This is a genomic window from Streptomyces sp. AP-93 (assembly GCF_022808175.1).
Lineage (GTDB): Bacteria > Actinomycetota > Actinomycetes > Streptomycetales > Streptomycetaceae > Streptomyces.
In genome coordinates this window covers 197,180-209,071 of the sequence record NZ_JALGBX010000019.1, presented here as the reverse complement: position 1 = coordinate 209,071, position 11,892 = coordinate 197,180, and the positions used below count along the sequence as shown (strand labels likewise).

10 protein-coding genes are annotated in these 11,892 nt (G+C 68.2%); 5 read left to right on the top strand and 5 right to left on the bottom strand.

Going from position 1 to position 11,892, the window contains the following annotated elements:
- Nucleotides 1-77 precede the first annotated feature (77 nt).
- Nucleotides 78-791, bottom strand: coding sequence for a hypothetical protein (locus MTF69_RS28710; RefSeq protein WP_243339050.1), 714 nt, complete (start codon nucleotides 789-791; stop codon nucleotides 78-80).
- Between the two features lie 365 nt (nucleotides 792-1,156).
- Here MTF69_RS28710 and MTF69_RS28705 point away from each other — a divergent pair, with 365 nt between their 5' ends.
- The gene (locus tag MTF69_RS28705; RefSeq protein WP_243339073.1) at nucleotides 1,157-1,921 is read left to right on the top strand and encodes an ABC transporter ATP-binding protein; all 765 of its coding nucleotides are present in this window, start codon (nucleotides 1,157-1,159) and stop codon (nucleotides 1,919-1,921) included.
- Between the two features lie 75 nt (nucleotides 1,922-1,996).
- Nucleotides 1,997-4,543 carry an ABC transporter permease gene (locus tag MTF69_RS28700; protein WP_243339049.1) on the top strand — a complete coding sequence of 849 codons (2,547 nt, stop codon included), beginning with the start codon at nucleotides 1,997-1,999 and terminating at the stop codon, nucleotides 4,541-4,543.
- Between the two features lie 1,612 nt (nucleotides 4,544-6,155).
- Here MTF69_RS28700 and MTF69_RS28690 read toward each other — a convergent pair.
- Together MTF69_RS28690 and MTF69_RS28685 are read right to left on the bottom strand one after the other, a co-directional pair.
- Nucleotides 6,156-6,524, bottom strand: coding sequence for a VOC family protein (locus MTF69_RS28690; protein ID WP_243339048.1), 369 nt, complete (start codon nucleotides 6,522-6,524; stop codon nucleotides 6,156-6,158).
- Nucleotides 6,525-6,963: 439 nt separating this feature from the next.
- On the bottom strand, nucleotides 6,964-7,416 hold the full coding sequence (locus MTF69_RS28685; RefSeq protein ID WP_243339047.1) for a YbhB/YbcL family Raf kinase inhibitor-like protein: 453 nt from the start codon (nucleotides 7,414-7,416) through the stop codon (nucleotides 6,964-6,966).
- A 110-nt stretch (nucleotides 7,417-7,526) separates the two neighbouring features.
- On the opposite strand from MTF69_RS28685, the gene MTF69_RS28680 reads away from it, so the two are divergent.
- From MTF69_RS28680 to MTF69_RS28670, 3 genes are all read left to right on the top strand, one after another.
- A complete protein-coding gene (locus MTF69_RS28680) occupies nucleotides 7,527-8,087 on the top strand; it encodes a nucleoside-triphosphatase (RefSeq protein ID WP_243339046.1) in 561 nt (186 codons plus the stop codon).
- Nucleotides 8,088-8,503: 416 nt separating this feature from the next.
- Nucleotides 8,504-9,634, top strand: coding sequence for a site-2 protease family protein (locus MTF69_RS28675; RefSeq protein WP_243339045.1), 1,131 nt, complete (start codon nucleotides 8,504-8,506; stop codon nucleotides 9,632-9,634).
- A 510-nt stretch (nucleotides 9,635-10,144) separates the two neighbouring features.
- On the top strand, nucleotides 10,145-10,546 hold the full coding sequence (locus MTF69_RS28670) for a cupredoxin domain-containing protein (RefSeq protein WP_243339044.1): 402 nt from the start codon (nucleotides 10,145-10,147) through the stop codon (nucleotides 10,544-10,546).
- A 498-nt stretch (nucleotides 10,547-11,044) separates the two neighbouring features.
- Here MTF69_RS28670 and MTF69_RS28665 read toward each other — a convergent pair whose 3' ends face one another.
- Entirely contained in the window at nucleotides 11,045-11,518 is a 474-nt protein-coding gene (locus tag MTF69_RS28665; protein WP_243339043.1) for an EF-hand domain-containing protein, read from the bottom strand.
- 142 nt (nucleotides 11,519-11,660) lie between these two features.
- Entirely contained in the window at nucleotides 11,661-11,873 is a 213-nt protein-coding gene (locus MTF69_RS28660; protein WP_243339042.1) for a hypothetical protein, read from the bottom strand.
- Between the last annotated feature and the right edge of the window lie 19 nt (nucleotides 11,874-11,892).

The window sequence follows — 11,892 nt, the reverse complement described above, 5'->3', positions numbered from 1 at the left end:
CGGCCTCTACGCCGCTACAGCATGGACGCCAACACCCCTTGCGTGACCTGCGAAAACGCTAACTACCCGGCCTTGGGTCAAGCCCCAAGGTCACTTCGCCCTGTTCCGGCGGACTCCTTCCCGGACGTCTCGCTCGGCGTCCGCCCGGCTGTGGCGGCCGGTGGGGCCTCCACGATGGCGAAGGGGTCTTCGATTCCTTCGGGCAGCGTGAAGACGATCCCGCGCTCGTCCTTCACCAGTCGGCCCTCGCGGTCGGGCACCAGCAGCTCGGTGGTGCCGTCGGGACGCAGCCGCGGGATCTCGGCGAACGCGCCGTAGCGGTACGCGACGACCGATCCCTCCCGGTAGCGGCGGTCACCCAGGATGTGCGGCCCCCGCTCACCCTCCAGCGCCGAGGCCAGGACTTCCATGAGCCGGCGTGCGGCCTCGACGTCGGCGGGGTACGCGGCGATGAACTTGCCGCTCTGCGCACGGGAGCCCTGCTTGTGGTGCTGCCACGTGTAGAACACGGAGTTGCTCAGGTACTTGAAGGGCACACCCTGCTCGACACAGATCGCGGAGGTCGTGTCGAGCACCTGCTGAGCGCGGTCGAGCGCGGCGGACACATGGACCTTCCACCCGGACGCGGCGCCGAAGCCCTCCGCAGGCACGCACACGGTCCACACCCCGGACGCCACCTGTGACCCGTCCTGCGGCAGCGCGTCGACCGCGTGCTCGACACCGATATCAGTGATCTCATCGATCGGCCGGTAGAAGTCCCGGTCCGCGAGGAGGAAAGGCAAGAAGTCCACAGAAGGCTCCTGTCCCGAGCTTGAAGGAACGGCGTCCGCCCGACGGCTGTCGCGTACCCCACCGGCGGCGGAGCGCTGGGCACAGTCCAGCCGCCGGACCGTGAGGTAGCAGTGAGGCGATCACTCACACGGGGGTCACATCGGGGGCCGGATACTGCGCAGACCGAGATGCACGCTCGGCCTGCGGCTGCCGACCAGGAGCCGCTCGTTCCGCGCCGTCACCGATGAGAGGCGCAGCCGCATCGCTGGTTCGTCACCCCGATGCGGCAGACCCCGTGCCCGCCGCGAGCGCACATCCATCCGAACCACCGCGGCGAGGATGCAACATCCCGCACCGCAAACCGAGGAGCCGTCCCGTGACCGCCATGAACCACGTCCCTCACACCGCCCGGGCCGCAGCGGCCCGGGCTGTGTGCCTCTCCAAGGTGTACGGCCAGGGCGAAACCCAGGTGGTCGCCCTCGACAACCTGTCCGTGGACTTCGGCCAAGGCAGGTTCACCGCGATCATGGGTCCCTCAGGCTCCGGCAAATCCACCCTCATGCATTGCGTGGCCGGCCTGGACACCTTCTCCTCCGGCTCGGTCCGCATCGGCGACACCGAGCTCGGCACCCTGAAGGACAAGCAGCTCACCCAGCTCCGCCGGGACAAGATCGGCTTCATCTTCCAGGCCTTCAACCTGCTCCCGACGCTGACCGCTCTGGAGAACATCACCCTCCCGATGGACATAGCCGGCCGCAAGCCGGACCGGCGGTGGCTGAACACGGTGATCGAGATGGTCGGCCTCTCCGGCCGCCTCTCCCACCGCCCCACCCAACTCTCCGGCGGCCAGCAGCAGCGCGTCGCGGTCGCCCGCGCCCTGGCCTCCAAGCCCGAGATCATCTTCGGTGACGAGCCCACCGGAAACCTCGACTCACGCTCCGGCGCGGAGGTCCTCGGCTTCCTGCGCGACTCTGTGCGCGAACTCGGCCAGACCGTCGTCATGGTCACGCACGACCCGGTCGCCGCCTCCTACGCGGACCGCGTCATCTTCCTCGCCGACGGCCGCATCGTCGACGAGATGATCCAGCCCACCGCGGACGGCGTGCTCGACCGCATGAAGGCCTTCGACGCCAAGGGCCGCACCAGCTGATCCGACCGCACGCCGCCCGCAGGGCGACCCTCCGAAGCCGCCTCCGAAACTTCCAGCCACCAGGACTGAGACCCCATGTTCCGTACCGCCCTGCGCAACGTGCTCGCGCACAAGGCCAGACTGCTGATGACGGTACTCGCCGTCACCCTCGGCGTCGCCTTCGTCGCCGGCACCCTCACCTTCACCGACACGCTCGGCAAGGCCCTCTCCGGCCAGTCGGCCAAGAGCTACGACGGCATCGCCGTCTCAGTCACCTCGAACGGCAGCATCCGCGAGGAGAACGGCCAGAAGACCGAGCCCGGCATCAGCCAGAAGACCCTGGCGCAAGTCAAGGTGCTCAAGGGTGTCGAGTCCGTGTCCGGCCGGGTCTCCGGCTTCGCCGGCGTCGGTGACGAGAACGGCAAACTCATCGGCTCCGGCTGGGCCAACAAGGGCTCCAACTACGCCCCCGGCAAGGACGGCAAGGACCCCCGTTATACCTTCACCGTCGGCAAGGGCCCGGCCGGGGCCGGCCAGATCGCCCTGGACAAGGCGACCGCCGATACCGGCAAATACAGTGTCGGCGACAAGGTCCGCGTCGCCACCAACAGCCCGGTGAAGGAGTACACCCTCTCCGGCGTCTTCACCACCCAGGACGGCCAGGTCAACGCGGGCGGCAGCCTCGTTCTCTTCGACACCGCAGTCGCCCAGGAGCAGTACCTCGAACCTGGCTTCTACGACGAGCTGTCGGTCGCCGCCGCGAGTGGCGCCTCCGCCGACCAGCTGCTCGCCGAGATCGATCCGCTGCTCGACGGCAAGAACACCAAGGCCCAGACCGGCGCGGTGCTCGCCAAGGAACAGGCCGAGAGCATCGCGAAGGAGATGAGCGACGTGAGCAGCATGCTGCTCGCCTTCGCCGGCATCGCACTGTTCGTCGGCGTCTTCCTCATCTACAACACCTTCAGCATGCTGGTCGCCCAGCGCACCAGGGAACTGGCCCTGCTGCGCGCCGTCGGCGCCAAGCGCGGCCAGGTGATCCGGTCGGTGATGTCCGAGTCCCTGGTCGTCGGCGCGGTTGCCTCCGCCATCGGCCTGGCCTGCGGTGTGGGCCTCGCCCTCGCGATGCGCTCCCTGATGGACACCCTCGGCGCCAATGTCCCGTCCGGCACCCTGGTCATCGCCCCGTCGACCGTCGTCACCGCCCTCGTCATCGGCGTACTCGTCACGCTGGTCGCCGCCGTGTTCCCGGCCTGGCGCACCGGCCGGATCCCCCCGGTCGCCGCCATGGGCAGCGCCAACCTGCCGGCCACGGCCAAGTCCCTCGTGAGGCGCAACATCATCGGCTCGGTGATCAGCATCCTGGGTACCGGCCTGGTCCTGCTCGGCGTGTCCATAGGATTCGACGGCCGCACGGTCATCGGCATCGGCGCCTTCTTCATGATCATCGGCCTGATCGTGCTGCTGCCGCTGCTATCCCGGCCGGTCATCGCGGCCGGGCGCCCCGCCCTGGAAAAGATCTTCGGCGTCCCCGGCAAGCTGGCCGCGCAGAACGCGGTCCGCAACCCGCGCCGCACCGCCGTCACCGCCGCCTCGCTCGCCATCGGCCTGACCCTGGTCACCACCATGTCGGTGCTCGCCATCACCATGGGCAAGGCCGTGGACCGGATGAGCACGGACAAGCTCATGGCGGACTACAAGGTCTCCATGTCCGACGGCAGCGGCAGACTCGACGCGTTGGTGGTCGAGACCCTGGCCAAGGCCCGCGGCATCAAAGAGGTCTCCCCGAACGCTGACGGCTACTTCTCGGCCGCCGGCACGACCCGCCTGGCCTCGGGCGTCAACCCGGCTGCAATCGGCAACCTGCTCAACATCGAGGTCCTCCACGGTTCGCTGGACAGCCTCGGCAAGGGTGAGATCGCGGTCGCGGAGAAGACGGCGAAGGAGCAGAACCTCGAGGTCGGGTCCACTCTCCAGGCACAGTTCGACGACGGCCAGAAGGCCACGCTGAAGGTCGGCGCGGTCTACCAGGACATGGAGAGCCTGCTGTCCCCCTACATCATTGACAGCAAGATCCTCAGCGAGCACAGCGAGGATCAGTACATCCGCGAGGTGTATGTCAACACCAATGGCGGCGAATCAAAGGCGAGCGAGAAAGCCGTCATCGACGCGCTCGGCAACAACCCGGCAATGACCGTCGCCACCCGACAGGACATGCGCAACGAGATGGGCGGCACCATCAACATGGCGCTGAACATCATGTACGGCCTGCTCGGCATGGCACTGATCATCTCGGTACTCGGCGTGGTGAACACCCTGGCGATGTCCGTCTTCGAACGGACCCAGGAGATCGGCATGCTGAGAGCGATCGGCCTCGACCGCGGCCTGGTCAAGAACATGATCCGCCTTGAGGCAGTCGTCATCTCCCTCTTCGGCGCAGTCCTGGGTATCGCGATCGGTGTCTTCCTCGCCTGGGCGATCGGCACCACCTTCTCCAAGGAGGTCCCCGGCTACCAACTGGTCCTGCCCTACGACCGGATCAGCATCTTTCTTCTGCTCGCCGCTGTAGTCGGCGTCCTGGCCGCCATGTGGCCGGCACGGACCACCGCCCGCCTGAACATGCTGACCGCCATCAAGACGGAATAGCGGCGAGTCGAGGCGCTCACTGCGACCAGACGCGGGGCTCCGTCGAAACTGACGGCCCGTGCCACCCAGTGACGGTCGTGGGGGCCAACATGAGGTGCCAAGATCCTGGCCAGTTACGGGCAAGCACCGCACGATCGACGACGCATCCCGCTATTTTGCCTGGTCAGGAGCGGTGTGGCGGGTGTACCACCCGACTCGAAGAATCTGCTGGACGTCTGCGGAGCCAGGTCAAGGCAACGCCACCCTTGACGCAGAGACAAGGGGAGAGCGCAGGTGTGTCCTTGCGCGGTCCGCAGTCGCCGAGTTGATACGTGTGGTCGTGCGGGGGCAGCGCGTGCCACATGTCGGTGTCGTTGACGAAGTCGAGTCGTACCCGGGCCCTCCTGGATCAGGATCCGGTTCGCTGCGGGCTTGTCCATGTCGAACCGCTTGCCGTTCACGCCGTCGAGTTCGTTTCGGACGGGCCTTCGGGGACGGGCGCCGCCGGATCCGCTACACACCAGCGCAAGGCGGTTCGCGTTCCTTCCTTCGGCCAGCGCGACGAGCGGGAACACTCCGTCCCTGTTTCGCCGGTGGCGGACTCATCAACGGAGCGATCGTGCACCAACCGCTCGGCCCCACCCTCTACACGCGCATCGCGGGCTTCGCGGTCGTGATCTCCGGTGATGACTGTGTCCACCGACGGCGGCTTCACACGGACCCGTGATCCCCAGCCAGCGAGCGTGGGATTCAATGGCCAACGACACGTCATGAGCCCCCGGGCGGTGGCTCGGCACCTGTCGACATGGGACAGATCTGTCCCGCCGTGCGCAAATGAAGGCGGCTGGGCCAGGCCGCTGACCACCACGTCCCCGCTGCTGGAAGCGCACCTTGACCAGGTCGAGGTGCGCTTCGCACCCAGTCAAGTGCGCTGGTCCCCATCTGGTCCCCAGAAATGATCAAAAGGCCGTATCGGTTATCTCCGATACGACCTCTGACCTGCGACTCTTTCGAGTCGGGACGACAGGATTTGAACCTGCGACCCCTTGACCCCCAGGAGTGAGGTCCGGGGATATTTTCTGGATATAACAGACCTAATTGGGGTGCAAGTTGTGCACAGGAGGCTCGATCGTGCGCCATCGCGCACACCGTGTGGTACCCAACTGGTCCCCAACGCACGGACTCTGCTCTGCCATCAGGACCTCGCAAGGTGAGGCGGCATGGACCACCCACGCACCGCCGCCACGGGTCGCGGTGGCCCGCGGATACGATCAACCGCCGGGTTCGGGCGGTCCTTGCCGATCTGCCGCCCGGCCTCATCGAGGTCCATCGCAGAAGAGGAACGCCCGCCTGTGAGCATGGCGCTCACCGGCGGGCGGCTACAGCCCGCCCGCCCCGGCGACCCCACACGGGTCGGCCCCTACCGGATCAATCACCGCCGCGGGACGCGTCCCCGTCGAACGCGGCTTTGCCCACCTGAAGAACTGGCGGATCCTCACCAAGCTCCGCACCGACCCCGCCCGCGCCACCCACCTGTTTCGCGCGCTGCTCGTCCTGACGAACATCGAGGCCACTACCGACAATTGATCTCTACCGCAGGTAGCCCACGATCAGCACATGCCCCGGAACAGCGTCACCGGGCCGGGATCGGCTGAGTGAGGTTCACCGGGTTGCCGTCGGGGTCCTGGATGTGGGCGACGCGCTGTCCCCACGGCATGTCGTTGGGGCCGCTGCGGACCGAGCCGCCCAGCGCCTCCACCCGGCCGAGTGTCTCGTCGACGTCGTCGACACCGATGCTGAGCAGGATCCGCGGCGCCGCCCCAGTCCCCGGGTTCGCCTTGGCCACCAGCCCGAGGTCGGTGTCGCCGATGCGCAAGCCGACGTAGAAGGCCGGGCCTTCCGCCGGTACCCGGAAGATCTCCTCAGCGCCGAACAGTTTCGTATAGAAGCCGAGCAGAACGTCTTGGTCGGCGGTAATGATCACTGGCTGGATGGTGGACATGGCACTCCTGTCGAGAACGGTCGTGTCGCTGGGTAGACCGTTCGAGGACGGTGAACTCATCGGCAAAAAACCACCCCGCCGGACGATCTGCACCGCACACTGCCGCCCACGACCAGCACGAGCACCCCGAAACGAGGTCACGCCACCCCGCTGACCAGCACTTCAAGATGGCGGAGCTTCAATGTCGGGCTGCCGCCAGTCGTTGCGGCAGCCCGACGTCGAGCGCTGGCCCAACCTGGTCGACGAGGTCCGCATGCGGCCGGGCACGGCTCGGCAAATGCCGAGGTCGTACTCGACGACGGAACCCTCGGGATGCCGGACAGAAGTGCGTCGAGCGGTACGAGCGCCGGGCCCGCGGCCTGGTACACCGCAGGACGGTCGGCGCGGCCCGGTTCGTCCAGCTGTACGGCGCCCACGGCTACGACCAGCCGTGACGCGCTCAGCGCTGATAGGTCCCGACCAGGGTGCCGGAGGCCAGCTCCCTACCCTTCAAGGCGCGGTGCACGTCCTCGATGCCCGGGCGGTCGTGCAGCGGCAGCGGCTCGGACAGGGCGTACAGGTGGAAGAAGTAGCGGTGCGGCCCGTGCCCCGGTGGAGGCATCGGCCCGCCCCAGCCAACGCGCCCGAAGCCGTTGGGCCACGGCAGGCCGCCCTGGGGCTTCTGGCCCTCCGCCACCCCGGTCATCCCCGGATCGATGCCGGTCACCAACCAGTGCAGGAAGGTCGTCCCCGGCGCGTCCGGGTCCTCGCACAGGAGCACCAGCTCCCTGGCCTCCTGGGGCACCCCCGACCAGGTCAGGGGTGGTGAGATGTTCTCCCCCTCCCCGCTGTACCGGCGGGGGATCACCGTTTTGTCGTCGAACGCGGTGCTGCTGAGTTCAATTCCGCTCATGCCCGCCGCCATACCCGCAGGCGGCGGCGCCGGCACCGTCCGCACGCCAAATCCCCCGTTCGGCCGATCTCACCCGGCCCGCCTCCGGGAGCAGGGGTGAACATGGCAGTGTGCCGACGAGGATCTTGCTGGAGGGCCGCCCTGGCGCGGGGAAGACGACCGCCCTCCGCCGGCTGGCTGCGCTGCTGCCCGCCCACGCGGCCACCGGCTTCACTACGGAGGAGATCCGGCAATCCGGCAGCCGGGTCGGTTTTGCCCTGGAGACCCTGGCAGGCCGGCGGGAGGTGCTCGCCCATGTCGACCTCCCCGGTCCGCCGCAGGTAGGGAAATACGGCGTAGACCTGGGCGTCATGGAACGACTGGCGCTGCCGTCGCTACGGCCGACTGCAGCCGAGGAGGCGACAGGGAGTCTGGTACCCATCGACGAACTGGGTCGGATGGAACTGGCGTGCATGGCGTTTCGGGACGCGGTCATCACACTGTTCACCGCGGACGTCGACATCGTCGCCACGGTCCACGCGCACCGCGATCCGTTCACCGACGCCCTCAAGCGGCGCGCCGACATCGAAGTCGTCCACCTCACCCCGGCCAACCGAGACGGCCTGCCCGAGGAGCTCGCGGCCCGGCTGCAGGGGCCCCGGAGACCCGAACGGCCGCCTTCTCATTTCTGAGAACACGGCGGGTCACCCCGCTGGACGTCATCGGCGCGCAAGTCACCGGCAGACAGGACCTACCGCCGGACGGCACGGCCGTTCGCAGGCGTGACGCGCGAGCCCTTGGCGCACAGAGGGGAAGGAGCTGGTCGCAGGTTGTCCGCACAAGACTGGAGGAGTCGGCCCTTCCTCCGCCTCTTGGAGGCGATCCCATGCGAGTCACCGCCGAGCGCGGCCGCATCTACCGCCGGTGTGGCTGCCGGGACACCCACCGTCGCAAGCTCAGAGCCGGAGCGCCCGCCGGTTACCACCTGTGCATCATGCGGCGGTTTGAGAGTGACAATTGTGGGTGAGTGCCGTGCCGGTCGGTTCACGGAGCGCAGGTCGCAGGTTCTGCTCGGATGGACCGGCTGCCGAGCCGGCAGGAGACGACGATGAACGGCTCAGTCCGTGTCGGACGTGTTGTCGGGGTACCGCTGCGGATCCACTGGAGCGTTCCGCTGCTGGCGGTGCTGCTCGCGTACGGTCTCGGCCGCCAGGCCCTCCCCGCGTTGGCTCCGGGGCGCTCGGATGCCGTGTACGCCTTCGCCAGTGTCGTAGGAGCCGCGCTGCTCATGGCCAGCCTGCTGCTCCACGAGACGGCACACGCCGCGACGGCCCGCAGGAGGGAGATCCCGGTACAGGACGTGACGCTGTGGGCGCTGGGCGGAATGACCAGGATGGGGCGCCCGCAGACCGCCGCGGCGGCCTTCGCGGTGGCGATCAGCGGGCCCCTCACCAGCCTGGCCATCGGAGGCGTAACACTCGGAGCCGGAATCGGGCTGAATGCGCTGCTCGGCTGGCCGGTGCCCGCGGCCGTCCTGGTGTGGCTCGGCTGGGCGAACCTGTTCCTGGGCGTGTTCAACCTGCTGCCCGCTGCTCCGCTCGACGGCGGAAGAGTGCTGCAGGCGCTGCTGTGGTGGCGCACCGGAGACCGGCAGCGTGCGGACCGGGCCGCATCCCGCAGCGGTCAGGTCATAGGAGTGCTGCTGGCGGCCGTCGGATGGATTTCCTTCCTGCGCGGGGCGCCGGACGGGCTGTGGCTCGTCCTCGTCGGCGTCTTCATCACGGTCGTCGCCGGCGCGGAACGGCAACACGCCGTTCTCCACACGGCCGTAGAGGGTGTGGGCGTGGCCGATGCCATGTCCAGCCCGGTGGCCACCGGCCCCGACTGGCTGACCGTCCGGCGTTTCATCGACGAGGTGGCAGTGAAATCCCGGCATTCCGCCCTGCCCCTGCTCGACTTCGAAGGCCGTCCCAGCGGAGTCGTGCATATGCGCAGGCTGGCGTCGATCCCGGGAGCGACCCGGGAGGCGCTACGCGTACGCGAGGTGGCGACGGCGCTCGCGCAGTGTGCGACTGCCGCTCCGAACGAGCTTCTGAGCGAGGTTCTCGACAGGCTCGGCCCAGGGACCGGCATGCCCATCCTCGTGGTGGACGCTGGCCATCTGGTGGGGATCGTCACCGCGAAGGACCTATCCCGGCTGATGCAGCGACACGCTCTGGGTTGCCAAGGGTCCAACTGAGCCGTCGTATCCGCAGTCCCGGCCAACGAGTTCTGGGCAGCCCTGAGGGCATCCGCATACACGGCCGCCGCGCTCTCCCTCGGGATCGGCCTGGCAGGCGGGCCCCGTACTGGCCACACTCGACGGTCCGCCCACCCCATAGCCACGAAGTGCCCCGGCAGTGGCGGCCTGGGACAATGGCGGAAGAGACTCAGATCCGAACGGAGCCTTCCGCTCCCGGCCCAGCACCGACTGCGGTGATCACCATGGCAGCTCTGCTGGCAGCACTCATCGGCGGATTCTCGTCACCATGCTGACGACATCGCGCGGCTGATCACGGCCGCCGAAAGCCGCTTCCCTCCCCTGGCGCGGCTGCCGGACGGGGCCCGGCTCTGGAAGCCACCGAACAGTGGTGCGTCGGCCTGAGCCGCCTCGCCCACGGCATGCGGACGTGAACCGGCCGGGCGAGGTCACGAAGGAGAGACCGTCAGGGCCGGTCAAGACCATGACAGATCCGTGAGAGGGGTTGCCATGTCGCTCACCCGTTCCCGTCGCACTCGTAACCGTACTCGGGGAGCAGCGGTCGGCGCCGCCTGCGCCCTGCTCGCCATCGTCGGCGCCACAAGCACCAGCGCCGCGCCCCTGTCCCCACCCGCCAGCACGTCGACCGTGACGATCGAGGGTACAGAGGTTCGCATCCAGGGCTTCAAATTCATCCCTGCGGACGTCAAGGTACGTGCTGGCGCAACGGTCACCGTGATCAACGAGGACTCGGCTCCGCACACCTTGACCGCCACCGAGGGCTATGCCTTCGACACCGGCACGATCGAAGGCGGCGCGTCCGGCACCTTCACCGCACCGTCCAAGCCCGGCAGTTACCCCTTCTTCTGCTCCATCCACCCGCAGATGAAGGGGACACTCATCGTCAGCTGACGCTGCACGTCGTCACCAAGACCGGCCCGGCCCGCCGAGGCTGCGCCGCAGTCGTCGTCAATGTCGGCAGCGGTCTGGGATCGCGGCCGGTCAGCTCCCCAGCAACTGGCCGCCGACGGGGAATCGCAACTGGCCACTCACACCCGAGGCACATCGAGTTCCACGTGGCACTGCTGGACTACAACTACTCCAAAGCCTGCGCTGGTCATGGTCACCTCGCAGTACGCCAAGGCCTACCTTCCAGCGGTCGGAGGGGATGACTGGAGTCCGCCCTCGGAGACCAGCCACCGTCGGAACGCGTCGTTCACGCGGCCTGGCTGTTGCGGCGGGCGTCGTACCTGGCTCGCTGTTCGCCGCGGTGCACGCCAGGCTGACCGCGCCCAGGAGCGCGGCCAACCCTCATTCGCAGGCTTGTGGCGCCCTGACGGTCTCAGTTCAGTGGGCCGAGCAGGCCACCGCATTCGGCGTCGTCCCGGAGGAGGAAGTCCGTCCAGCCGTTCACGAACTCCTGGCAGCTGAAGCCGCCGTCGCCGTCCGAGTCGAGGAGCCCTCGGGCTGCTCGCGCCTGCGCCGGCTCAGCCCCCAGGGGGTGAGGTACACCTCGCACTGCGCCACCGTGGCGACGCCGTCGTCATCGGCATCGATGGCGGCGAAAGACGCTTCCAGACCGGGAACGAGGCGCTCCTTGAGCTTGGCGTGGTCGCCGTAGGCAGCCGCCATGGCCTGCTGGAACTCCCCGCGGCTGATCTGGCCGTCACCATTGGCGTCGGCGAACTCGCGCAGGGTGTGCCAGCAGTTGCCCCACTCCTTCGTCAGGGCCTCCGCCTTGGCCGAGCCCTGCTGGACGCCGGTGGCGCGGGCGATCTTCTCGACGAGGCCGGTGAAGTCCTTCTCCTCCAGGACGCCGTTCGCGTCGTTGTCGAGGAGGTCGAAGGTGCGGTCGTAGCGGCGGATGATCACGTTGCTGTTCACTGAGCGTTTTCCCTTGATCGAGTGGGGTTGGACAGGGTGTTCTCACACCGTCCCCCGGGTGGTCCGGGGGACGGGGCGGGGTGCGACCGCCTCCGTGTGGTGCCCTGTGACGGGCACCGGGAGGATCGCCGCGGGTCGGGTGTTATCCGTCGGCGCCGGGACCGAGGTGGTAAAGGTGGAAGTCCATGTTGGCGCCGTGGGGCAGAGCGGGGGCGGGCGTGATGCTCTGGAGGTGGAGCCACCCGGCGAAGGACCGGCCGAGGGAGTCGTGGGCGGTCTGGTCGTTCGTCTTAATCGCGACGTAGCAGGACAGGCCGTTCCGGGACCGGCGGATAGCGTCGAGGATCTCCGGCACGGGCGGTGAGGTGCGCGTC

Coding starts and splice junctions, on each gene's coding strand:
- MTF69_RS28705 (WP_243339073.1), top strand. CDS start 1,157: ATGAACCACGTCCCTCACACCGCCCGGGCCGCAGCGGCCCGGGCTGTG.
- MTF69_RS28700 (WP_243339049.1), top strand. CDS start 1,997: ATGTTCCGTACCGCCCTGCGCAACGTGCTCGCGCACAAGGCCAGACTG.
- MTF69_RS28690 (WP_243339048.1), bottom strand. CDS start 6,524: ATGTCCACCATCCAGCCAGTGATCATTACCGCCGACCAAGACGTTCTG.
- MTF69_RS28685 (WP_243339047.1), bottom strand. CDS start 7,416: ATGAGCGGAATTGAACTCAGCAGCACCGCGTTCGACGACAAAACGGTG.
- MTF69_RS28675 (WP_243339045.1), top strand. CDS start 8,504: ATGAACGGCTCAGTCCGTGTCGGACGTGTTGTCGGGGTACCGCTGCGG.
- MTF69_RS28670 (WP_243339044.1), top strand. CDS start 10,145: ATGTCGCTCACCCGTTCCCGTCGCACTCGTAACCGTACTCGGGGAGCA.